Annotated in this window: 28 protein-coding genes and 1 pseudogene; 12 read left to right on the forward strand and 17 right to left on the reverse strand. The window is 47.3% G+C overall.

The features are described 5' to 3' along the window. Positions 1–135, forward strand: a pseudogene (locus QT990_RS31700) (photosystem II q(b) protein); the annotation flags it as partial. Between the two features lie 226 nt (positions 136–361). On the opposite strand, the gene QT990_RS31705 reads toward QT990_RS31700, so the two are convergent. Further along, positions 362–940, reverse strand: a complete 579-nt coding sequence (locus QT990_RS31705; RefSeq protein WP_333301083.1) for a GNAT family N-acetyltransferase — start codon at positions 938–940, stop codon at positions 362–364. Positions 941–989: 49 nt separating this feature from the next. Beyond that, on the reverse strand, positions 990–1112 hold the full coding sequence (locus QT990_RS31710; RefSeq protein ID WP_333146867.1) for a hypothetical protein: 123 nt from the start codon (positions 1110–1112) through the stop codon (positions 990–992). A gap of 82 nt (positions 1113–1194) precedes the next feature. Here QT990_RS31710 and QT990_RS31715 point away from each other — a divergent pair, with 82 nt between their 5' ends. Then, positions 1195–1659 (forward strand): GUN4 domain-containing protein, encoded by a 465-nt coding sequence (locus tag QT990_RS31715; protein ID WP_333146869.1) that lies wholly within the window; start codon positions 1195–1197, stop codon positions 1657–1659. 275 nt (positions 1660–1934) lie between these two features. Then, the gene (locus QT990_RS31720) at positions 1935–2084 is read left to right on the forward strand and encodes a class II glutamine amidotransferase (RefSeq protein ID WP_333146913.1); all 150 of its coding nucleotides are present in this window, start codon (positions 1935–1937) and stop codon (positions 2082–2084) included. A 7-nt stretch (positions 2085–2091) separates the two neighbouring features. Here QT990_RS31720 and QT990_RS31725 read toward each other — a convergent pair whose 3' ends face one another. The 7 genes from QT990_RS31725 to QT990_RS31755 form a co-directional block, all read right to left on the reverse strand. Continuing rightward, positions 2092–2301, reverse strand: coding sequence for an element excision factor XisI family protein (locus QT990_RS31725; RefSeq protein WP_333146915.1), 210 nt, complete (start codon positions 2299–2301; stop codon positions 2092–2094). Between the two features lie 185 nt (positions 2302–2486). Further along, the gene (locus QT990_RS31730; protein WP_333146871.1) at positions 2487–3344 is read right to left on the reverse strand and encodes a hypothetical protein; all 858 of its coding nucleotides are present in this window, start codon (positions 3342–3344) and stop codon (positions 2487–2489) included. A gap of 178 nt (positions 3345–3522) precedes the next feature. Continuing rightward, a complete protein-coding gene (locus tag QT990_RS31735) occupies positions 3523–3912 on the reverse strand; it encodes a hypothetical protein (RefSeq protein WP_333466200.1) in 390 nt (129 codons plus the stop codon). Further along, a complete protein-coding gene (locus QT990_RS31740; protein WP_333466201.1) occupies positions 3909–4478 on the reverse strand; it encodes a hypothetical protein in 570 nt (189 codons plus the stop codon). The genes QT990_RS31735 and QT990_RS31740 overlap by 4 nt, the downstream gene beginning before the upstream one ends. Before the next feature lie 134 nt (positions 4479–4612). Then, positions 4613–4861, reverse strand: a complete 249-nt coding sequence (locus QT990_RS31745; protein ID WP_333466202.1) for a DUF4926 domain-containing protein — start codon at positions 4859–4861, stop codon at positions 4613–4615. A 110-nt stretch (positions 4862–4971) separates the two neighbouring features. Then, positions 4972–5232: a type II toxin-antitoxin system RelE/ParE family toxin gene (locus QT990_RS31750; protein WP_333466203.1), complete on the reverse strand. Its 261-nt coding sequence runs from the start codon at positions 5230–5232 to the stop codon at positions 4972–4974. Continuing rightward, positions 5222–5467, reverse strand: a complete 246-nt coding sequence (locus QT990_RS31755; protein ID WP_333466204.1) for a type II toxin-antitoxin system RelN family antitoxin — start codon at positions 5465–5467, stop codon at positions 5222–5224. Before QT990_RS31755 ends, QT990_RS31750 begins: the two co-directional genes overlap by 11 nt. A 494-nt stretch (positions 5468–5961) precedes the next feature. On the opposite strand from QT990_RS31755, the gene QT990_RS31760 reads away from it, so the two are divergent. Continuing rightward, complete coding sequence (locus tag QT990_RS31760; RefSeq protein WP_333466205.1) at positions 5962–6276, forward strand: hypothetical protein; 315 nt, start codon at positions 5962–5964, stop codon at positions 6274–6276. Positions 6277–6408: 132 nt separating this feature from the next. Here QT990_RS31760 and QT990_RS31765 read toward each other — a convergent pair whose 3' ends face one another. Together QT990_RS31765 and gltB are read right to left on the reverse strand one after the other, a co-directional pair. Then, complete coding sequence (locus tag QT990_RS31765; RefSeq protein ID WP_333466206.1) at positions 6409–6732, reverse strand: DUF433 domain-containing protein; 324 nt, start codon at positions 6730–6732, stop codon at positions 6409–6411. A gap of 244 nt (positions 6733–6976) precedes the next feature. Further along, positions 6977–11563: a glutamate synthase large subunit gene (gene gltB, locus QT990_RS31770; RefSeq protein ID WP_333466207.1), complete on the reverse strand. Its 4587-nt coding sequence runs from the start codon at positions 11561–11563 to the stop codon at positions 6977–6979. A gap of 202 nt (positions 11564–11765) precedes the next feature. Here gltB and QT990_RS31775 point away from each other — a divergent pair, with 202 nt between their 5' ends. From QT990_RS31775 to QT990_RS31810, 8 genes are all read left to right on the forward strand, one after another. Further along, positions 11766–11978, forward strand: a complete 213-nt coding sequence (locus tag QT990_RS31775) for a DUF433 domain-containing protein (RefSeq protein ID WP_333146888.1) — start codon at positions 11766–11768, stop codon at positions 11976–11978. Between the two features lie 101 nt (positions 11979–12079). Next, positions 12080–12406, forward strand: coding sequence for a DUF433 domain-containing protein (locus QT990_RS31780; RefSeq protein WP_333146890.1), 327 nt, complete (start codon positions 12080–12082; stop codon positions 12404–12406). 3 nt (positions 12407–12409) lie between these two features. Further along, the gene (locus QT990_RS31785) at positions 12410–12763 is read left to right on the forward strand and encodes a DUF5615 family PIN-like protein (RefSeq protein ID WP_333146892.1); all 354 of its coding nucleotides are present in this window, start codon (positions 12410–12412) and stop codon (positions 12761–12763) included. A 106-nt stretch (positions 12764–12869) separates the two neighbouring features. Further along, a complete protein-coding gene (locus tag QT990_RS31790) occupies positions 12870–13859 on the forward strand; it encodes a Fic family protein (protein ID WP_333146894.1) in 990 nt (329 codons plus the stop codon). A 277-nt stretch (positions 13860–14136) separates the two neighbouring features. Then, positions 14137–14556: a phosphomannose isomerase type II C-terminal cupin domain gene (locus QT990_RS31795; RefSeq protein WP_333106380.1), complete on the forward strand. Its 420-nt coding sequence runs from the start codon at positions 14137–14139 to the stop codon at positions 14554–14556. Positions 14557–14700: 144 nt separating this feature from the next. Continuing rightward, positions 14701–15030, forward strand: a complete 330-nt coding sequence (locus tag QT990_RS31800; protein WP_333408841.1) for an iron-sulfur cluster assembly accessory protein — start codon at positions 14701–14703, stop codon at positions 15028–15030. Positions 15031–15370: 340 nt separating this feature from the next. Next, on the forward strand, positions 15371–15943 hold the full coding sequence (locus QT990_RS31805; protein ID WP_333146917.1) for a Uma2 family endonuclease: 573 nt from the start codon (positions 15371–15373) through the stop codon (positions 15941–15943). A gap of 31 nt (positions 15944–15974) precedes the next feature. After that, positions 15975–16151 carry a hypothetical protein gene (locus tag QT990_RS31810; protein WP_333146899.1) on the forward strand — a complete coding sequence of 59 codons (177 nt, stop codon included), beginning with the start codon at positions 15975–15977 and terminating at the stop codon, positions 16149–16151. Positions 16152–16266: 115 nt separating this feature from the next. Here the strand turns inward: QT990_RS31810 and QT990_RS31815 are convergent, their stop codons facing one another. The 6 genes from QT990_RS31815 to atzF form a co-directional block, all read right to left on the reverse strand. Next, the gene (locus QT990_RS31815) at positions 16267–17265 is read right to left on the reverse strand and encodes a glycosyltransferase (RefSeq protein WP_333146901.1); all 999 of its coding nucleotides are present in this window, start codon (positions 17263–17265) and stop codon (positions 16267–16269) included. A 105-nt stretch (positions 17266–17370) separates the two neighbouring features. Next, a complete protein-coding gene (locus tag QT990_RS31820; protein WP_333466208.1) occupies positions 17371–18585 on the reverse strand; it encodes a response regulator in 1215 nt (404 codons plus the stop codon). 216 nt (positions 18586–18801) lie between these two features. Further along, positions 18802–19032, reverse strand: coding sequence for a membrane protein insertion efficiency factor YidD (gene yidD, locus QT990_RS31825; RefSeq protein ID WP_333408836.1), 231 nt, complete (start codon positions 19030–19032; stop codon positions 18802–18804). 149 nt (positions 19033–19181) lie between these two features. Next, entirely contained in the window at positions 19182–20126 is a 945-nt protein-coding gene (gene truB, locus QT990_RS31830) for a tRNA pseudouridine(55) synthase TruB (protein WP_333466209.1), read from the reverse strand. A gap of 279 nt (positions 20127–20405) precedes the next feature. Continuing rightward, positions 20406–21176 (reverse strand): calcium-binding protein, encoded by a 771-nt coding sequence (locus QT990_RS31835; RefSeq protein ID WP_333146909.1) that lies wholly within the window; start codon positions 21174–21176, stop codon positions 20406–20408. 40 nt (positions 21177–21216) lie between these two features. Next, on the reverse strand, positions 21217–23031 hold the full coding sequence (atzF, locus tag QT990_RS31840; protein ID WP_333146911.1) for an allophanate hydrolase: 1815 nt from the start codon (positions 23029–23031) through the stop codon (positions 21217–21219). Positions 23032–23165 lie beyond the last annotated feature (134 nt).

A 23165-nucleotide genomic window follows, 5' to 3' on the forward strand; every position in this document is an offset into this window, starting at 1 on the left:
TGGGCTGATGTGATCAACCGCGCTAACTTGGGTATGGAAGTAATGCACGAGCGCAATGCTCACAACTTCCCGCTTGACTTGGCTGCTAGTGAAGTCACTCCAGTAGCTTTGGTTGCTCCTTCTATCAATGGCTAAGTTTTAGTCTGAGATTGACAAAAAGCGCTCCTAGAAATAGGGGCGCTTTTTGTTTGGGGAAAAAAGATTTTTACTGCGGGGAGGGGAAGTATCACAACCGCCAAGGGAGTTATAGCGAGGTTATTTGAGATGGCAATTCGCGGAGATAACAGTTCCCTCGCTTTTGGTAATTCCTGTTAGGCTGGATTAATGTCTGCTTCTGCTTGGAGACTCACTCATGATAAATTCAAGTTTCTTTAAACATCACAAAACATTCATAATTTTCTAAATCGAGAAATCGGTCAATTTGCAAAGTTCCTATTTGTTCAAATCCCTGTTTTTGGTGAAACATTAGGGAACGAGTATTAGCTATTGGCTGGGTAACAATAAACAGCGAAATAAATGAATTTGGAAAAAGTTGATAAATTTCTTTATACATAAATTGAGCAACACCTCTACCCATCCAATTTAACTTGGTTGCTACTCTTTCGAGATAAAAATGCCGATCGCTTGTGACTCTTTTCTTAAAAACCTCATCTTTCCAGATAATTTTATCCAAGATTTCATCAGATATTTTGGGTTGTGATATAGCCACAAATCCTAGAATTTCCCCATCGGTTTTAGCTGACACAAAATATCTGCCTGAATTATTTAAGCTTTGGACAATCTCATCTTCAGTAATTTGTGTTAGCAAAAAGCCGCGCTCGATCGACGTATTTTGACGGCGCGCATGAGAATTGTGAATATTGACGATCGCCTGTATGTCCTCTCGATCGGCTTCTCTAAAAGTTAGATATTCCATTGCATAGTGTGTAAGAACTCGCACAAGGAGCTTTAAGCCCCTTGCTAGATGAGTAGAATTCTACCGCAGAACCCTAACTGCCGGGGCTCTGGGCCACATCGCGAGCATTTTCTTCAAACGCAGCCGTCAGCGCATCATCACCGCTTAAACCCGATGCGATCGCAATTTTTTCAGGATGGGCATCGGCGTCAGCCAAAACGTTGACTAAATCGGCAGCGTTGAGCTCAGGAGAGGCTTCTAGGAGTTCTGCTTACAATATAAAACCAATCATAAAATTAATGACCGCAACTGACTACACTCAACTTCATCACTTCCTGACTCGGAAAGATTGGAAAGATGCCGACATTGAAACCAGACAACTAATGCTGCAAATTGCCGGGGCCGATTCCAGACAAGATCGCCTACTCACAGCCAACGACATTCAAAATTTTCCATGTTCCGAGTTAAAAAAGATAGATCAGCTCTGGGTTAAAGCGAGTGGTGGACGTTTCGGATTTAGTGCGATCTCAAATCTCTATCAAGCAGTGGATGAGGATTATTTTGTTCTGGCCGATCGAGTCGGTTGGCGTAGTGAAAAAGATTGGATCGATTACAAGAAAATTAATTATACTATTGATGCTCCTGTTGGGCATTTACCGATAACGTGGCTGGTTCCTACTTCATTTTGGATGTACTGGAATGCTCGCTTTGCTAGTGCTGGATGGAGGTTAATTCTCAAGCGAATAGCTGAATGTAAATTGTAAAATTGGCTTTTAGTCTATCCTTTCCAGTTCCTATCGACTATAAATTATTCGGAATGCTATTAACTACAGCATTTTTGGGCGCTACCGTATTACGAACTCTGGGCGGTGACTTGACAAATCCTGTTTGTGAAGATTTGGTGGCTAAATTGGGGGATTAACCACAATAACTCTAATTTTAAAGATTTTAAAAATCCAATAAATTATCTAAACAGGTATTAGAAGCTAGTTATAAATTTACAGGAAAAGACGCAGCAACAGTTGAAAAAGTAGATTTTCTGGAGCTGACAAATGAGGACGATCGCGTGGCTGTTATTGCCACTTTTCCCCTGACTGATAACGAAGTTTGGACGCAAATTAAACCGGTAGAATTGCTGGTATTTCAGGAGGGTTTGCCTGTCTATTCGGAACCGCTGGAGTTAAGTTAAATGAGCGCTACGAAGCGGCTGCAAAATCGGTGTATTGCCGCATTCCCGGTTCGTGAAATGCCAACACGATATCTTCCTTGGGAACCCCTGCGCGCACCAAATCCGTTGCAATCCCATCTTCTGTCCAGTCTTCCTCGATCCAGAATTTGCGATCGCGAATCCGAACGTAAACAGCCCATCGATTTTCTATTTTAGATTGAATAATAGGAGAATAAATGACCGTTTTGTTCGTCGGTAATTAAGAATGTTTCGAGGTCGGATTGAGGAGGGCGGTAAAATTATAGATACTCGGTTAAAATATGCTCTATTACTTTGGGATACTCAGTTAGTTTATCCATTGCACTATTTTCTATACTATCGATCGACCTTTTTTGCCATCGCACTGCGCGAATTGCGATCGCCTCAAATCCCTGATTCAGTAAAAGCTAGGTTCAAATCATCAATCAATCCCAATTGTTGGGCCCACTCTGTTAAGTAACCCCGATCCAAATTCTCAGATTGGACTTTCAGAATTCCCAAAATATCATTCCATTGTTTTTGAGACTGAGACTGTTGCCGCCAGAGCAGTTTTGCCAACACAATATCTTCAGGAGAAGCAACCCAAAATTGTTCTACACCAGCTTCGTCAAGCGCTTCTAATCGTCGTCTTGCCATTTTTGAGCGATCGAATTCAGTATTAGAATTCAGCACAATATCAGCGTTCAATACTAAAGTCATGTGAGTGACGCTCAACACCATCCCTCTACCCTCTTGAATATCTTTGACCGAACCCGGAGGGCAGTAAAAACCAGCCGTTTCTAGTGCTTCAACTAATTGAAAAATATTGTCCCGGAGCAATTCAATTACTAAATCTAAATCGCGTGTTGTTCTAGGGTCGCCATAGACAGAAGCGGCAACGCCTCCTGTAATATAATAAGAGACACCTAATGTTTCAAAAATTGGGTGCAACAGTCTAGCAATTTCGCTGGGGTCTTGCGTCCACATAGAGGGCTCACTGGTGGGGGTTAAAATTGGCAACCACTTGCTACCTAATATCGATCGAGCAAATCGCTCTTTGTAGGTTGAGGGACAAGCTTTTTTCATCCCGCGCAAGCTAACAGTTTTTGCCCAACGATTTAATTTTGCCCCCATTTGCCACCGTTGGGAATTGGTGAGTTGCCGCAGTAGGTAAAAATCAATTGCATCAGCTTCAGGAGTTTTATCATCCGACTGGGGACGGTATCCAGGTTTGATGGATATTTTCGGTATGGATTGAATCATTTTGCTTGTTGATTTCCCTAATTCTATACATCATATCAGTTAACAACGCTCACTTTAGTTCTGTCTGCACTTGTGGGCGATCGCAAATAACTTCCAGGTAGCGTGGCAACTGCTACAATGTTTCCCAACAAATCGAAGAACTCAAGGCCATAACCTGTTTCTAGTCCCTCGACGAGTGCTATTGATTTACCAGTCCTCGCAGTTCCTTAATGTCGATGTGGATTCCTTGACGTTTCAGATATTGGCTCAAGTTAATCTGGATGAATAAATCTTTGAGCTCTTCAGCAATCTCTGCCGGGGGATTGCCAGATAACGCAGTTGCAATTAGACGTTCTGCCATTCGTAATTCGCCACATTCAATCGCTAAAGATGCTGCGCTGCGGTGAAGCACAGAACGAGTGGGTTCAGCATCAAGGGCGCTAGCGATTAAGGCTGCGGCCTGAGTTTCTTGTTCAAAGGCTTGGCGCGTCAATTGTGCAGCCAACTCCAACGCACCTCTTAAGCTGGCGACTGCCGCTGCTTCGGCTAAATCCATTGCTTGTTTGTGGAGCGATTGAATCTGGCTCATTGGAGTACGGTTCCTTCAGGATTTTGCTTGGCACTAATAATAGAAATCGGTCGGCTAAACTCTACTACAATGATATACGCTGGCAAGCCTTGTGCGTCTGAGGTGCGGGTTTGTTCAGTTTTCAGCTTGACTCTAGTATTGATTTGACTTTGATTGCCTTTGCGAATTCCAGAAACCTCTAGCCGAGCCATTCGCTCAAATGGCAGTGTGGTAGCTGAATTTTGACTTCCTAACCAATAGTCAAATCCAGTTCCTTTGCGAGAGCGTTCAATGACTGTGAGATTTGTTAATTGCAAAATTAACAGGAATGCGATTCCATAAGCAGCCTGCTCGGTAGTATATTCTTCGTCATTCCAACATCGTCGGGTTTGCTCGGTGACTGGCTGCCAATCTAACTTGAATGTGGCAGAAAATTCTCCCTCAACTTTAAGTGTTACTCCTGGTTGGTGAGCTTCATCGGTTAGACAAATCGCACCTGCTTCTGCGATCGCGGCTCCAAAGGCAGGTGTAATCGCAGGGAGTCCCTGGCTAAGGCTTTGTAAGTTTAAGATTTGAATCTGGCTCAAAGCGACGTTGCTCTATGGAAAATAGATATTCAATTTTACTCTCAGTTGCGACAATTTGAGTCGATAGCCACTATTTTTAGACGATCACCTTCATCGACTTGGGGTCATCATCGCGATTGTACTATTTCCTCTACTTACGCAGCAAAACTATTAACAAGTCTAACTGTAGGTCTGTCTGCACTTGTGGGCGATCGCAAATAACTTCCAGGTAGCGTGGCAACTGCTACAGTGTTTCCCAACAGATCGAAGCACTCAACGCTATAAGCTGTTTCTAGTCCCTCAACGTGATGTTGTTCTACAACCGTACCGATATCGCCGGCATAAAGTCCTTCTTCAGGAAGGTTGCACAGCAAGATGACATCTGAATAAAGTTGATAGTTCATAATTCTTCTGATTCTGGAAATTGTTGCTCGTATTGGGCTAGAATTTCTCGAACTGTTTCGGCGGCGATGTCTGATAAATCGGATTTAGAATAGATAGTCACCAAAACGATCTAATCGCTAGTTTTGAGGTAATAAATAGCACGGTAGCCCGCGCTTTTGCCTTTTTGAATGTCGCTGTTCTTAATTCTGACTTTGAAAATTTCGTACTCCATTCCCGGAATGCGCGAACCCGGAAGTTCCCCCGCTTGAAGTTGTTCGATTACAGGCTGAATGTCGTTGCGAATGTTGCGATAGCGTTTGGCTAAAGTTCGTAAATCTCGTTGAAATCGGGGGGTGACTTCAATTTGGATCGATTGTGGATCAGTTGTCATCGATTCCGTCCCACAGTTGAGACAAAGGGAGAGTTTGTCCGGTAATTGCTTCATGAAAGCCTTGCTGAATCCCTTCGAGGACTGTTTCATTGGGGTCATCATCTGGATCGATGTCGGTGTCTTCCGGTACTAAAACAATAATCCTAACGTGGCTGCGGTTAGCAAGAGCAAGGGGGCGATCGATACAAAGCATCCCTCGACCGTCAATTGTTCCAGTGGTTTCAATCGCTTTCATAGTTTACCTACTTTCATGCTCATTACTCGTTTACTCGTTCCCAGGCTCTGCCTGGGAACGGAGATAGGCGAGGCTCTGCCTCCAATTTTCCTGCTTGCAAGCGAGGCAGAGCCTCTGGACATCGGTTCCCAGGCAGAGCCTGTGAACCAGTTAATCTTAACAAATTTATAAAACCTACATTCCGCACCCTCAACGGTCACAATCGGTTTTTACTTATTTTTATCCCGCAATAAAACTATAAATTATACTAAAATACCGTACATTAACGGTTAAAAAACTGTTTAAAGGCATAATGTATTACTTTAAAGATAGAATCTTCTGCGTAATTATGCTGGGTGACACCCCAAAGTGCGGAATGTGGGTATAAAAGGTCAATATCTAACTATTATTGACGAAGCCTAGCAATATTGCTAGCATATAGCTTATAAAGTTGACATTATTCCTTGTGTAACTTTTATATCCAATCAGTCGTACCAGTTTCAAAGAGGTTGATTATGCGAGTTAAAGCCTTTCGCTCCTTGTTCGCAGTGATTCTTAGTTGTGTAATTGCTTGGAATGGTTTTGCAAGTCCAGCGTTTGCTGCTAGCGATTCAGTCGGTTCATTCATAAACGGTTTTTGGTATACTGTTGGTGGCTTCCTTGGTGGAGCAGCAGCTACTGTAGTCACCTGTTATACCGTTGATGTTCTTATTGCTCCGGTTGCTCCACCAGTTGCTGCTTATTTAGCTACAATGTGTCCTGCTATCGGAGCGGCTGGTGGATTGGGTGGTTTCGCAGCAGGGGCAAAGGCAATTGTTGGAGCGCACTAGGCTTTAAGCTGTAACAGTTGGAAAAAAGTGGGTGGGTATACAATCCCACCCATTTTTAGTTTGTAGTATGACAGCGACATAACACCGTTAGATGAATGAGCAATCGCTTAGGAGGCGTTACTAAGTCAATTTTCATAACTGGCTGGTGCGATCGCTGTAGAGTTTTTGATAAAGTAAGGAGTTACTTTCCCTTGCTTGCTGTCTCAAGGTTTCAAATAGTTGTTCTCCCTCGAATAAATAAGCATCAATGGCTGTGCGGTTAGCAAGATAGAAAGAAATTCCGCCATATACTTCTTCTAGTGTCAGTACAGGGAATGATTGAACTATACTTTCTGGGGATTGTCCGGCCAGGAAAGCATAGACAATTGAATCTAAAGAAACGCGCTTCCCAAGGATGCGGTAGCAACCATCTTGTTCTTCAACGTACTGTTTTGTCCTTAATATTGCTGCACTCATAGTTTACCTACTTTCATGCTCGTTACTCGTTCCCAGACAGAACCGATTGGTAAAAACTTAAGACTGAAACCCACAATAAATGTCGCTTTTATGCCAAGTCTAGATCCCCCTAAATCCCCCTTAAGAAGGGGGACTTTGAGAAGATTTCTTGTCCCCCCCTTATTAAGGGGGGTTAGGGGGGATCTAGACTTCGCTACAAACAAGAAAGACCCTTGCTACATGAGTAGAATTCTAGCGCAGAACCCTAACTACCCCCAATCCGAGCGACATCGCGAGCGTTTTCTTCAAACGCAGCCGTCAGCGCATCATCACCGCTTAAACCCGATGCGATCGCCCTTTCAATAGCCTGCAACACCCGCTTATAATCCCTCGGCATCACCTTCACAAACACCGGCACTATCTCATCCCACGCAGCCAGAACCTTCGATGCCTTCGCACTTCCAGTCAAATCAACGTGAGTCTGAATTAACTGCCGCAAATCGCTAATTTCCTCAACATCCTCCAATTTTTCCAAATCCACCATCGACATATTGCAGCGAGTAGCAAAATCCCCCGCCTCATCCAAAATGTAAGCAACACCGCCACTCATACCCGCTGCAAAATTGCGCCCGGTTTCGCCCAAAACTACAACTTTGCCGCCAGTCATGTACTCGCAACCGTGATCGCCCACACCTTCAACTACTGCATTAACGCCGGAGTTACGCACCCCAAAACGTTCGCCCGCCATCCCTCGGATGAAAACCTCGCCGGATGTCGCGCCGTAGAGCACTACGTTACCGACAATCACGTTTTCTTCCGCGACAAAGGTAGAAGCTGCTGACGGATACAAGATAATCTTGCCGCCGCTGAGCCCCTTGCCCAAATAGTCGTTAGCTTCGCCTTCGAGCTCCAGGGTGACTCCCTTGGGCACGAATGCGCCAAAGCTTTGCCCGGCGCTGCCTTGGAAGTGCAGGTGCACCGTGTCATCCGCCAAACCTTCCCAGTTGCGTTTGGTGATTTCGTTGCCGAGAATTGTGCCGACAACGCGGTTGACATTGGTAATCGGCAGTTTGGCGTGGACTTTTTCACCATTTTCGATCGCACCTTTGCACAAATCCAACAACACAGTCATGTCGATCGACTTTTCCAACCCGTGATCCTGCGCCATCTGACAATAGCGCCCGACATCGGCCCCAACTTCCGGCTGATAAAGGATTTTCGAGAAATCCAAACCCTTAGCCTTCCAGTGTTCCACCGCTTGCTGAGGTTCCAAAACATCAGTCCGCCCAACCATTTCATTCAGCGTGCGGAAGCCCAACTGTGCCATAATTTCCCGGACTTCCTGCGCGATGAAAGTCATAAAGTTTACCGTGTGATCGGGGTCGCCGGTAAAGTTTTTCCGCAATAGCGGGTCTTGCGTCGCCACGCCCACCGGGCAAGTGTTCAGGTGGCAAACGCGCATCATAATGCAGCCCAATGTCACCAGCGGCGCCGTCGCAAAACCGAATTCCTCAGCGCCAAGGAGTGCAGCAATTACTACATCGCGACCGGTTTTCATTTGACCATCAGTTTCCACGACAATCCGGCTGCGGAGATTATTGAGTACCAAAGTTTGGTGAGTTTCAGCCAGTCCCAATTCCCAAGGTAATCCCGCGTGTTTGATCGAAGTCTGGGGCGACGCGCCGGTACCGCCGTCGTAGCCGGAAATCAACACGACATCGGCGTGGGCCTTAGCAACACCCGCCGCGATCGTCCCGACTCCAACTTCCGACACGAGTTTCACGCTAATCCGCGCTTCCCGGTTGGAATTTTTCAAGTCGTGAATCAATTCGGCCAAATCTTCGATCGAATAAATGTCGTGGTGAGGAGGAGGCGAAATCAATCCCACACCCGGAGTCGAGTTCCGCACCTTGGCAATCCACGGGTATACTTTTTTACCTGGCAACTGTCCGCCTTCACCTGGTTTCGCGCCTTGCGCCATCTTAATTTGCAGTTCTCGCGCTTGGGAAAGGTACAAGCTGGTAACGCCGAAACGCCCAGAAGCAACTTGTTTGATCGCGCTGTTTTTCGAGTCGCCGCGATCGTTCGTCCAAGTGTAGCGATCGGGATCTTCGCCACCTTCACCGGTGTTCGATTTGCCACCAATGCGGTTCATCGCTACTGCTAGCGATTCGTGGGCTTCTTTAGAAATCGAACCATAACTCATCGCCCCAGTTTTAAAGCGTTTGAGAATAGATTCGATCGGCTCAACTTCCTCAATGGGTATCGATTCCCGCTGTTTGAATTGCAACAAACCGCGCAAGGTAAAATGCTGCTGGTTTTGTTCATTAACCAGCCCCGAATACTGTTTGAAAAGCGTATAACTGCCCTCGCGCACCGACTTTTGCAGCGCGTGAATTGTCTGCGGGCTAAACAAATGCGCCTCGCCTTCTTTCCGCCACTGATATTCGCCGCCGACATCAAGAGTATGTCCGCTGGCTGGGCGGTCTGGGAATGCGTGGGTATGGCGTAAAATAGCTTCTTGGGCGATGACTTCGAGGTCTACGCCTTCAATCCGCGAGGCTGTCCAAGCAAAGTATTTATCGACTACGGATTTGTTTAAGCCGATCGCCTCAAAAATCTGCGCGCCACGATAACTTTGAATTGTAGAAATCCCAATTTTCGAGGCAACTTTCGTCACACCTTTTGTTGCGGCTTTGACGTAGTTTTTGCAAGCTGTTTTGTACTCGACATTTAGCAGCAATCCTTCGCGGATCGAATCGGCGATCGTCTCAAAGGCCAAATACGGATTAATCGCGCCGCAACCATATCCAATCAGTGTCGCAAAGTGATGCACTTCGCGCGGTTCACCGGATTCGATCACGAGTCCCGCCCGCGTGCGCGTACCTTTGCGGATCAAGTGGTGGTGCAGGCCCGCAACTGCCAGCAGTGCCGGAATTGGGGCTTTGTCTGGACTGATACCCCGATCGCTCAAAATGATGATATTCACCCCGGAGGCGATCGCGCTGTCTGCTGCTGCAAAAACCTCGTCTAACGCTTGTTCTAGACCTTTTACGCCGCTTTTGGGGTCAAACAAAATCGGCACGGTGAATGACTTGAAATTGCCCTCATTTACGTGTTGGAGCTTAGCTAATTCTTCATTGCTGAGAATTGGCGTTTTCAGTTCAATCAAATGACAGCTTTCCGGTTCTGGTTTGAGCAAATTGCGTTCAGCGCCGATCGTAGTTTCGGCAGAAGTTACAATTTCTTCGCGGATAGAATCGATTGGCGGATTGGTAACTTGAGCAAACAACTGCTGGAAGTATTCATAAAGCAGTTTTGGCCGGTTGGAAAGCACCGCCAGCGGCGTATCCGCACCCATCGCGCCGACAGCTTCCACGCCATCTTTCGCCATCGGTGCTAACAGCAACCGCAGTTCTTCAAAGGTGTAGCCAAAGGCCATTTGCCGCTGCAATAATGTTTCGGGATGGGATTCTGCTACTGTCGGTGCATCTTTCAGTTTGGCGATTTCGACCATGTGCTGGTCGATCCACTGGCGGTACGGGTGTTCTGTGGCGATTTTGGTCTTAATTTCCTCGTCAGAGACGATGCGGCCTTCCTCAGTATTTACTAGGAACATCCGCCCCGGTTGCAAGCGACCTTTTGATACAATTCGTTCTGGGGCGATGGGCAAAACTCCGGCTTCCGATGCCATAATTACCAAGTCGTCTTTGGTAACGCAGTAGCGGGAAGGGCGCAAACCGTTGCGATCGAGCACGGCCCCGATCGATGTACCATCGGTAAATGCGATCGAAGCTGGGCCGTCCCAAGGTTCCATCAAGCAAGAATGGTATTCGTAGAAAGCTTTTTTCTCGTCACTCATGGACTCGTGGGCTGTCCAAGGTTCGGGAATCATCATCATTACAGCGTGCGGCAAAGAACGCCCGGCCAAATTCAGCAATTCCAAAGCATTGTCAAAAATCGTTGAGTCGCTGCCTTCGATATTGATTAAATTGGGGATTTTCTTTAAGTCATCGCCGAATAGTTCCGACTCAAACAGCGATTGTCGCGCGTGCATCCAGTTAATGTTGCCGCGCATCGTGTTAATTTCGCCGTTGTGGGCGATGTAGCGGTAAGGGTGCGATCGTTCCCAGCTCGGAAAAGTATTCGTGCTGAAGCGCGAGTGAACTAGGGCTAGAGCGCTTTCCATGTCCGGGTCGTGCAGTTCGGGATAGTAATCGCCGACTTGCACTGGCATTAACATACCCTTGTAGACGATCGTCCGGCAGGAGAGAGTGGAATTGTACCAGTAGGGGTCTACTTCCGTCCTGCGGATGGCGTTGTGAGCCCGTTTGCGGATGACGTACAGTTTCCGCTCGAAAGCCGCCTCGTCAATACCTGCGGCCCGCCGGAGGAACACTTGCTGCATGAAGGGTTCGCTAGATTTGGCGGTGTCGCCGAGGGAGGAGTTGTCCGTGGGAACATCGCGCCAGCCGAGCACTTCTTGGCCTTCTTCGGCGGCGATTTCCTCAAAAATGCGTTTGCCGTTTTCGCGTTCAGTTCGATTTGGCGACGAGTAAATCGCGCCAACGCCGTACTCGCCGGCTTCGGGAAGTTCGATGTTTAGGCCCGCCGTTACTTTTTTGAGAAACTTGTGGGGTACCTGCATCAAAATCCCCGCCCCGTCTCCGGTGTTCGGTTCGCAGCCGCACGCGCCTCGGTGGTCGAGGTTCAGCAGGATTGTTAGTGCCTGCTCGACAATTTCGTGGGATTTGTTACCCTTGATGTGTACGATGAATCCGACTCCGCAAGCGTCGTGCTCGAACTGCGGATCGTACAGGCCTTGCTTTTGTGGCAGTCCGTTGTTGTTCATTTTGATGTGTCTCTCAAAGTGGTGAAAAGATGTTGATCTAGAGTAGATGGTGGGATGCCGATCGATCTAGTATCATTTATTATAGGTGGATCTACTGCATTGGGTAGATGCACGAAAAAATCAAAGCTGATGCGATCGAGCTAGCGTGAAAAAATAGTTACAGCCGATGAGTTAACTATGGAACCCGAAAATCTAAAGATTTATGCTTAAACACTCTTCAATTATTAGCGCGTCTCCTGAGATTATGGGCGGAACTCCAGTATTTGCTTGTACTAGGGTTCCAGTACAAACACTTCTGGACTATCTGAAAGCAGGAGAATCAATTGATGATTTTTTGGATGGATTTCCAACTGTGACTAAAGAGCAAGTTATCGCCTTGCTGGAAGAGGCTGAAAGACAGCTTGTTGGTAATTAGATGATAAATTGATATTGGGATTTTTTTTTAACCGCAGAGAGCGCAGAGAGCGCAGAGGAAGAGAAGAGAGAGATGAGTAATAATGATTGAGATTGTAAAAAATGACACTGAAAGAATTAGAAAAACAACTCTTAGCCTTAACTCCCAGTGAAAAAACTCAGGCAATACAGCTATTAGCTCAAAGTTTAAGCAATACCTGGCAAGGAATTGAAAAAACTCCGGGCGTGTGTGGCGGCGATGCTAGAATTGCGAAGACTCGCATACCTATTTGGTCGATGGTAAATTATCGCCTTCTGGGTGCAAGTGATGTGCGAATTTTGCAAGACTTTCCTCATTTGAGTGCAGCAGATTTGGCAAATGCTTGGGCTTATGCTGAGGCACACCCAGAGGAAATTGAAGCAGCCATCGCTAGAAATGAGGAAGATTAACAAATGGTGCGTCTTTATGCAGATGAAAATTTTCCACTGGTAATCGTGGAATTACTGCGAATTTGTGGTCACGATGTTTTGACAGTGCAGGAAGCTGGAAATGGTGGACTGGGGATGCCTGATGAAGATGTGTTAGCTTTTGCTATTAACCACAATCGAGCTGTTTTGACGCGCAATTGGGATGATTTTAGACACCTACACCGTTTGCAACCCGATCATAAAGGTATCATTATTTGCAAAGAAGATTTGAATATTGAGAGACAAGCTACACTGATTAATGAAGCTATTTCTACTGTCGAAAATCTCACAGGTAAATTGATTCGGGTAATTCGTCCACCAAGCGTGAAAACAAGCTGATTGCTCAACAACTACCCCAGCAGATTATAATCGACCTTAGAGAAGTATTAGCATTAGCCACAAAAGTGGAGTCGCCATAATCTCCCGACAAATATACCGATTCCCTATGCAATTTTTCTCAACCGCTCAATCCTCGATCACCCATCAAGCCTATAATAACTTTATGGCGTTGTTAGTGCGACTGTATCCTCAGCGTCTGGGTGACATCCTCCATCAGCATTTTGCCTTCTCAACAGCGATGAATCTTTCTGAAAAATTGCAACAAGTCGATCGACTCAAAGCCTGGTTGGATAGCTTTCGTCCGCTTTCTCCCACTGTGGTTGCAGAATTGAAAAAACTCTACGACGTTCGGTTCACTTATCATTCTAATGCGATCGAGGGAAACACCTTAACGCAACGCGAAACCGAATTAGTCCTCGAAACCGGCATTACTGTCGGTGGCAAAACTTTGCGCGAACACCTAGAAGTCATCGGGCATCGAGATGCGATCGACTATATTGAAATGCTAACGCGATCGGACACCGCGATCGGTGAATGGGAGATTAAACAAATTCACAACTTAATTATAAGGGCGATCCTCTTCGAGGGCTTCGCTAACGCCCCGGAGGAAGCTGGACGCTATCGGCAGTTAGATGTCAAAGCCGCCGGTACTGAATACCTCTATCCGCCTCATTATTTGCTTTCGGGTTTGATGCCGGAATTTATCGAATGGCTCAACAGTGATAAAATCAAATCGTTACATCCGTTAGAGTATGCAGCCGAAGCACATCTTCGCTTTGTGTCGATTCATCCATTTCGAGATGGTAACGGACGGACGGGACGGCTATTAATGAATCTCCTGCTGTTGCGGGCTGGATATCCCATTGTCATTATCTCTAACCAGGTGCGTGCTGCCTACATCGATGCGATCGCAGAAGCACAGCAGCAGGGTTCTGGGATTGATCCCCTCCTCGATCTTATTGTAGATGCGGCCCGATACTCGCTGATCGAAACCTTGCAAATCCTAGCAACCGCTAGCGATAGCCTGGGTCAAGGGCTGCCTTTCTATCAAGAGATGCTAGAATTTTTGCAGCAGCAGTCTCAAGAGCTGGATTAGGATTCACCTTTAATAAATATTCAAGAACCAGCCGCCACAGATAAAGATTTGATGTAGATTGGGGCGATCGAACCCATAACAGGTGACAACTACTATGGTGCTTTTGCTATGGTTGTTAAGGCAGGTCGATCGGGCTGAGCACAAATCTTGCAAAACTCTACAGTCGGCTAACCAGTCCCCGCAGGTGGGCTTCGGTTTTAACTATAGATTAGTTAATCTCAAAAAACAACGTCGTTTACCAAAGGATTCAGCAAGCAATCCTCAAGGAGTGAAAATCATGGTTCAGATTCAAGAAATTTCTCAAGTATCTACCCTGCACGCACCTGCAGCACCCAACGGAGTAGCCGCTACAGAATTGCGGCCTTGGGGCTCATTTACGACTCTAGAAGAAGGCCCAGGATATAAAATTAAGCGGATCGAAGTTAAGTCTGGACACCGCCTCAGCCTGCAAATGCACCACCACCGCAGCGAACACTGGATTGTGGTTTCTGGTACTGCAAAAGTTACTTGCGGCGAAACTGAACAAGTTCTGTTTACCAATCAGTCTACCTACGTTCCTCAGTGCACTTCTCACCGTCTGGAAAATCCGGGAGTTATCCCCCTGGTTTTAATTGAGGTGCAGAATGGCGAATATCTCGGAGAAGATGATATTATCCGCTTTCAAGACGATTATGCTCGTAATGAAAAGGCTAAGTAACTCAAGTTGCTAAAGATATAGGGGTAAGGTGCGCTGCGGCGCACCCTACATTCTCCGGGTAAGGTAGAGGGCTAGGCACACTCTACATTTTCAAAACTTAACATTACTTCCCAATTATCAATTACCAATTACCAATTACTCATAATGATTCATCTGAGCAAAACAGCAGCAACAGAAGTAACGCGCCTCAAGTCGAAGCATCCGAACCCCAATGCTTTATTTCGTCTGGGCGTGGAAGCGAGCGGCTGCTCCGGTTTGTCTTATACAATGGCATTTGACGATGGGCCAGCCCCAGAAGACGCTGTATGCGAGTCGGAGGGAATTTCCGTTGCGATCGACCCCCAGCACTTAAAATATCTCAATGAGCTCACCTTGGATTATTCAGAAGACTTGATGGGCGGAGGTTTCCGATTTCACAATCCCAATGCCGCCCAAAGCTGTAGCTGCGGCAACTCCTTTTCTGCCAAGGAATAACCAACCTGTAGGGTGCGTCAATCGATTTTAGATTTTAGATTTTAGATTTTAGATTGACTTGCGCGAGATAAATGCGGGGGCTTGAGGATTTGCGATTTGCGATTTGGGATTGATTCCACGGATAAATCACGTGGCGGGTACCACCTTTGAAATTCTTGGTCAGTTGCAGAGAATCCTTCAATTCTAAAATCTAAAATAGATTGACGCACCTGACCAAATAAGCAATAACCAATATGATTTAGAGTGCGTCAGTTGCAGATAATTATAAAATCTAAAATCTAAAATCTAAAATCTAAAATCTAAAATCTAAAATCTAAAATCTAAAATCTAAAATCGTATGATGACACTCAAAGACTTAGAAAAAGTCCAAAAAACCTTCAAAGAAGCCGGTCAAGACTACCAAGTTGAACTAGAAAGCGGGAAGATTATCATTGTGGGCCCGTCAGACATTGTATCTAGTGAAATTGGCATTCGCTTGAGTGCCTTTCTCTTTGTTTGGGTGAATCCCCGCCGTTTGGGTCGAGTTTTTGACTCTGCAGGGGGCTTTATTTTACCTGATGCTAACCTCACAGCCCCTGATGTTTCTTTTGTCCGCGCCGCACGTCTCAGGCAAAGTCCCCGTTATTTCGGAGAATTAGTCCCCGACTTGGTAGTAGAAATTAAATCACAGAGCGATCGCATTAAACCGCTCCAAAAAAAGATTCATAATTTCCTAGAACTCGGAGCGCAAGTAGGAATTTTGATCGATCCAGATGAAGAAACTGTAACAGTTTATCGTCAGGAAGGTGAACCGATTGTGTTGGGAAATGAAGATATTTTGACTGTCCCCGAACTTTTCCCTGGTTGGGAATTGCCAATTGCTGAACTGTGGCCGCCAATTTTTACTGAAGCAGAAACTCAAACTGAAGCCTAATAAAGTTTATGCAGGTTTTACATAGCCAGAAATGCGAAAGGGAGCATCTCACCTTTGCAGCCCTCCGCTAGAAATTGGAGTTTTGAGGCAGGAGGCAGGAGGCAGGAGGCAGAAGGAAAGAGGAAGAAGGAAAGAGGAAGAAGGAAGGAGGAAGAAGGAAGGAGCCAGAAGAAGGAAGGAGCCAGAAGAAGTATTTTTACAAATATGAGATGCTCCCAATGCGAAAAGCCTCTCTTCTCTTCCTCTGTGTCCTCTGCGCTCTCTGCGGTTAAATAATTCCTATGCAACCGTAAACGATATGAGTGCAATGGAAAAGCTTTTAATCAAGCTGGTGTACCGAGAATAGTCCACTGCATTAACTGCTGCCACTCGGCAGATTGAGCTAATAAATCTGCATCCAATTCATTTCCCGCATCCTGCGAAAACTCGGCGAAAGCTTCCGCCCAATTAATTACTGTTTCCACAGGCAAATAAGGCGTATAATTCCAAGAACGCTGCAAAAACTCTATCATCTCAACAGAATGACCGGTGCGGTACAAATACCAAGCAATCCACACTAAGGTACTGTACTTAATTTGCTTTTCCAACAAACGTATTTTAGCCGGCAACTCCGGGCGGGCAAAAAAATTGTCCATCACTGCGGCGAGGGATTTAGCCTGCGGTAAACCTTTGTACATGGCGCTTTGTTCGTGCTGGCGGTAGCAAACAGTTACTTGCTGCAACCACTCTGCTTCGCATCCCATTAAGGCTAAACGCAGCACTAAATCTGTATCTTCCGCTGGGGGAAATCGAGGATCAAATCCGCCGGCGCGCTCTAACCAGTGACGGCGAAATACCATCGCGCTGGGTAATACTGGTTTCCACCGCAGCCACATTTCTAAGTCTAATTTAGGAACATTTTGCCAGGGTTTGACATCTTTTAGCGGTTCGCCTATACTATTAACTAGACGCCAGCCGCTGTGAACTATTCCTAGATTTTGTCGCGCTGCAAATACAGCCATTTGTGCTGATAATTTGTCGGGGAAAAAGTAGTCGTCAGCATCAAGAAAGGCGATAAATTCTCCTCGCGCTAGCTCGATGCCGTGATTTCTGGCAATCGAAACTCCTTGATTTTGTTGGTGAATGTAGCGAATTCGATCGCCATATTTCTCTAAAACTAATCTAGTGTCATCTTTGGAGCCGTCGTCTACTACAATAATTTCCCAGTTAGTATAGGTTTGGTGCAGAACGCTATCGACGGCTTGGCCGACGTAATCCGCACAGTTGTAAGCCGGAATTACTACGCTCACCTGCGGGGTGCGATCGATCGTAACATTACTCATAATTAATTATCTTAAATTCGATTGCGTCTTTATTTTACAATGAGCGTAGGGTGCGTCAGGAACTGACGCACCCAGCAAGGGGTTATTGTGTTCATTAATTTGGGTTCAAGAATTTGCCAGGGTAAGTTGTCGTGAATGGAGTAAATCTTGGGGGCGAATTGCTGAAGGGTGGCGATCGCCTTTTACCTTCAAATACTTGTCAGCTATTTGTAAAACCTGTTCGGGATTGGCTGGCTTGCTCAAAAAATCGGAAGCACCGGTCAATTTCGCCCGCGTGCGGTCAATTATACTGTCTTGACCGGTCAAAAACACGATCGGAGTTTCGCGAAAAGCAGGTGTCTTTCGCAAAAAATTGCACAAAGCAAAGCCGCTTGTCTTCGGCATCACCACGTCCATAAAAATTAAAGCAGGCTTCTGTTTGGAGATGATGCCCACTCCCTGCATCGGGTCTTGAATTTTTAGGACTCGATACCCCGCCGGCAATAAAATTTGCTCTAAAAATTCGCATACTGTCGGACTGTCATCGATACAAGCAATCAAAGGGCGACCCGGCCCTGCGATCGCCGCGGCCAGGCGCCACTGTTCTATAGGCGACGGCAAGTCTGGGACTGTTCGGAAATTTACTAAACCCTGCTTGATGTAATTAACTAAAGCGCGAGTTGCTACTGTCACGCACTGCTTTTTCTTAAATGCAATATCCCAAAGAGTATTCTCGCCGTTGAATACGTTAGCTAATGCGATCAAAGAATTAGAACTAAATCGATTTTCCTGTAAATGGGCCGACGCTTTTAAAAGTGGTGCTTGTTCTGGATCTACCAGCCACAAACCCATTGCTTTCCACTTCTGCCAAATTTCTTCTGTACAACACAGAACTTTCTCTACTTCTGTTAAAGACAGCAGCAAAGAAGAGGTAATGGTAGAAAAATATTTCTGGGACGGACGCCACTCCCGGCGCAAACCCGATTGACCGATCAGAGCAAATAACACTTCCGAAAGGCTGGTGTGGACGATCGCCCTAGCTTGTTCCAGACTCATTTCGCTGGCTGCTACCCCTCGCTGAAGCAGTTGATATTCCCACAGTTCTCCAGCATCTAGGTCTCTGAGATCGACTTGAAAGTTTCGACAGTGTTGCCCGATCGCCCTATACCAGCGCCTCGCTCTGTGCGCTCCTCCTGTGCCATAAACCAAACTACCCTGAAAAAAGTAAAGTTGCCACTGTTGTTCCCCTTGCTCTAACACCAGTTTCCCCGTTGCTTGTTTCTGGCTGAGTACAGCCAGAGTATGGGACAACATTTTGTATCCGATTGCGGTAGCAGACATATCAACTCGCATCCCCTGTACTCTGTTTGTACCATTATAGAGCTGCTGAGTTTTAAAAGATAACAGTAATATTACTGAATTTGGGTTAAGAAACACCACTAATTGTGCGAATTTAACCCTCGTAGGGAGTGATTCCCCTCGGTACTTTTAGCCATGAGGATGCAACGCCTATTTGCACTATTAACTAATAAATAAAATACTATTTTTGACTAATAACTAATCGCCCTCGCTCTCTGTGGGAGGTACTGGATCGTAACCCCCTGGATGAAAAGGATGACAGCGCAAAATCCGCTTAACTGCCATTGAGCTGCCGCGGGCGGGCCCAAATCTTTCTATTGCTTCGATCGCGTATTGCGAACAAGTTGGCTGAAATCTACAGGCGTTAGGCAGGTAAGGAGAAATCCCCATTTTGTAGCCTCGGATTAATCCGATCAGCAATATTTTCACAATTTTTACCTCAGCGATTGATTAGATTAATAGGTCAATCTCGTCCCGTACCGCTGTAAGCTAGGTGAATCTAGGGGATTCCCAGCGGTTAGAGTTCCGCCAACTTTTCCTGTACCAATTATACCTTTTTTCATCTTTATTTTAGATACTTAAAGCACAATTTGAGGAGATAATATGGTACTTGTCTCTGAGTTCGCTACTTGACCGATACCTAAAAAATTACCGTCTCGATCGTAAACCTGCAAGGCATAGGGAGGTTCGGGTATTGGGTTGTGGGGGGGATGGTTGCTACTTTCCTCATAGGGCCCGATGATCGGCGTTTCGGGAATCGGGAGGCGCTGTCCTTGAAACCAGCGTTTGGTATATTCAGGGGAAAGGACGATCGCCCCTAAATGTCCCAAAACCGCCGATGGCAAAATCGGGCAGAATTTATTCTCCTGCAATTGCAGTTCCAATTCTTCAAAACTGAGACTTTCCTCGATCGAGAAACCGCTACTTTCGGTGCGAGTCAAACAAGCCAAAGTACCGCCTGTATTCAACACCGCCCCCAAATCCCGCGCGATCGCCCGAATGTAAGTACCCGCCCCGCAGGCGATCGACAAATCCAATTCAGGAAAATCCCCCGGCCGCCAATCCAAGATTTCCAGCCGAAAAACCTCAACCTTTCTAGCCGCAACTTCCACAGTTTCGCCTTTTCTAGCTAACTCATAAAGGCGTTTTCCTCCCACCTGAACCGCACTAAAACTCGGCGGAAATTGCTCGATTTTTCCTAGGAATTTTGGGAGTGCAGCTTGCACTTGTTCCAAACTCAACTCCGGCACCGGTCGAGAATGGATAATTTCTCCTTCTAAATCGTCAGTAGCAGTAGTTAAGCCAAAGCGAATTGTGCCTCGGTAAGCTTTATTGTGTTGGAGAAATTGCAGCAGTCTGGTTGCTTTGCCCAGGGCGATCGGCAAAACGCCAGTCACAGCAGGATCTAGGGTTCCTCCGTGTCCGACTCGCTTGAGTTTCAATAGCCGGCGCACTCGCCCCACGCAGTCGTGAGATGTCATGCCCGCAGGTTTGTTGAGATTGAGAAAACCGTCAGTAGTCATTAGTCATTAGTCAGTAGTCAGTAGTCAGTAATCATTAGTCAGTTGTTATTGGTTATTTGTTATTTGTTATTTGTCATACCCAATCCTGCTTAAATAACTTTCTCTATCTTAGTTTGCGGAGGCAGACTTCGTTTGTGTAGTTTGAGGTCAAAAGCGGTTTCAAGCACCGAGTCTCATAAAATGGTTAGCAAACCCGGATTTTGTATCAGTCAACCGTCAACCGTCAACCGTCAACCGTCAACCGTCAACCGCCAACAGTCAACCGTCAACAATTCCCAATTAAAGAATAAAGTCTGCCTGAGTGATTGAAGTGCGGGTAACTCCGAATAAAGTAGCCAGAGTTTCCTTGGTGCTTGTAAGCTGAATAATTGTACTCGGCGAAGTTCCGGTTCCAGCGGAAATGGTGAGTTCGCCAAAAGTAAGGCCGGCAGCCAAGCGAATCCGATCGGTACCATCAGTAAAATCTGTAATCACGTCCCCGTCTGCCAAACGCCCGATCGCAAAAGTATCGTTTCCGGCGCCGCCAGTTAAACTATCTCGGCCGCGATCGCCCGATAAACAGTCATTGCCGATGCCACCAAACAGCGAGTCATCGCCGGCACCTCCAAAAAGCGAGTCATCGCCCGCGCCACCCAACAAAGTATCGGTGTCTTGGTTGCCAAACAGCAAATCATTACCCTCCTCGCCCAGCATTGAGTCAGAACCTTTGCCGCCGTAGAAAGTATCGCCGCCGGCGCCGCCCAAAACGCTGTCGCGGCCCGCACCGCCGAACAGCAAATCATTGCCAACGTCGCCCAGCAGTGAGTCATCGCCGTCGCCGCCGTAGAGGGAATCGTCTGCGGCTAAGCCAAAAATGCTGTCAGGGCCTCCTAAACCAAATATCAAGTTAGCGCCCGCAGTACCTCTGAGGGAGTCGGGGCCGCTGGTGCCGCGAGTGCCACCAGGTGCCCCTCCGGGACTGGTACCGCCAGGTGCCCCTCCGGGACTGGTACCGCCGGTGGGGGTTGGGGTTGTGACGGGAATTGGTCGAATTGGCACTGCTGGTGGCATGATTCTGAAGATGGGTAGAAATTTGCCATTCTAACTTAGCCTAAAACCGGAAGTTATATGCTCGCCAACCGCCGAGATGAGAAATATCGATCGCATCCGCCACAGCATAAGGTTCGCACAAAAAGCCCTGCACCGTCGAGCCGTCCTCCAAGACCAGCGTACCAATTCCCAAGGGCGGGGGAATTTTAGCGACAAATCCGCCGAAAGCCGCGATCGACAACTCCCAAACTTCCACCTCGATCGCGCTACCGCCCTCTATCTGACGCACCAATCCCGGCTTGCCCAGAGCATTACCCGTCAAAGCGTACAGCTTGTAAATCGGGCTGGTACGGCAGGCGCGAACCAAAATGCCTCCCCCCTCAATTAATTGATAATTCAGCGGCTCACCGCTCAAATGAGCGCCAACTACGGCTATTTTGACTCGTCCTTCTGAGGAATATTTGGCTGGGATGGCGGGTTCCGGGAGGGTTGGCAGCGGCAGACCGGTTGCGCCCAAAGTTCCCCCCAAGCTAGCGTGGAAAGCAGATCCCAGGCTGCAGAGCGATAAATCGTGCCACGCTGGAGCCATCAGTGTCAATCCTGCGGGCAATCCGCTGCTTTGAAACCCGCTGGGAACTGCGATCGCGCACAAATCGAGCAAATTCGCAAAGTTCGTGTAGCGCCCCAGATTGGTGTTGAGCGCGATCGGCTCGGCTGCAACTTCTGCGACAGTATAAATCGTACCTGTCGTGGGTACCGCCAACACATCCATTGACTGCCACTGAATTTCTGCAAGCTTGCGGAGTTCTGCCAACCGGTACGATGCGCGGTAGGCAGAGACGGCATCGTAGCGTTTGCCGCCGCTGATAATTTCGTAGACGATCGGATCGATATCCTCTGGGTGCGCGTCGAGGAAATCGCCGATCGCGGCCAACCTTTCTGCTACCCAAGGCCCGCCGTAGAGCAGTTCGGCAGCATCCGCAAAGGGTTTGAAGTCAATAGGTGCGATCGTGCAGCCCAATGATTGCAAGCGCACCAGAGCCTCTCGGTAGCGCTGTTCGGCTTCTGCATTCCCAAAAAATTCGAGTTCGCCGTCTCCGGGAACTCCCACCCGCAAGCGGGATAAATCCGGCAAAACTTTCGTTTCAGGGCGACGAGAAAACGCATCCTCAGCGTCAAAACCGCTGGCTACTTGCAGCACGGAGGCCGCATCCGCACAGGTGAGAGCGAACACAGAAACGCAATCGAGCGATCGCACTGCCGGCAGTAAGCCGCGAGTGCCGATCGAGCCGCAACTGGGCTTCAGCCCGACAATGTTGGTAAAAGCAGCGGGAACCCGCCCCGATCCTGCGGTATCGGTACCCAGAGCAAAACTCACCAATCCGGCGGAGACTGCTGCGGCGGAACCCGAACTCGATCCGCCCGGAATGTAGCGCCGATCGAACGGATTGCGACAAACTCCATAGGGCGTGCGGGTTCCCACTAATCCTGTGGCAAATTGATCCATGTTTGTTTTGCCGATCGCGATCGCACCTGCCGCGCACAAACGCTCTACGACTGCGGACGATCGCGCTGGAGTGCGAGCAAACGCAGGACATCCCGCCGTAGTCGGAACGCCCGCCCAATCGAGATTATCTTTGATCGCAAAAGGTATTCCGTAGAGCGGCAATTGTTGCGGGTCTAGGTTTTCCAAGGCTTTGGCCCGTTCGAGGGTTTCTGCCTGTGGTGCTAAATAAATCCATACTGCCGGATCTGCATAGCGTTCGATCCGATCGTACACGCTGGCGATCGTATCTGCAGGCGCGATCGAGCCTGTGCGGTAGCGATCGAGCAGTGAATGAATGTCAAGACTGTTGCTGTAGTTAAATTTTTCCATAGTGCACGGTCAGTCGATTTTAGATTTTAGATTTTAGATTTTAGATTGAAGATTTGACGTAAGGATTCAGGTCTGAAATTCGGGAATGAGGTCAGGCATAGGAAAGTAGTCACAAGAATGGGCAGAAAGAGCCT

Source organism: Microcoleus sp. T3_B1 (genome assembly GCF_036700445.1).
Lineage (GTDB): Bacteria > Cyanobacteriota > Cyanobacteriia > Cyanobacteriales > Microcoleaceae > Microcoleus.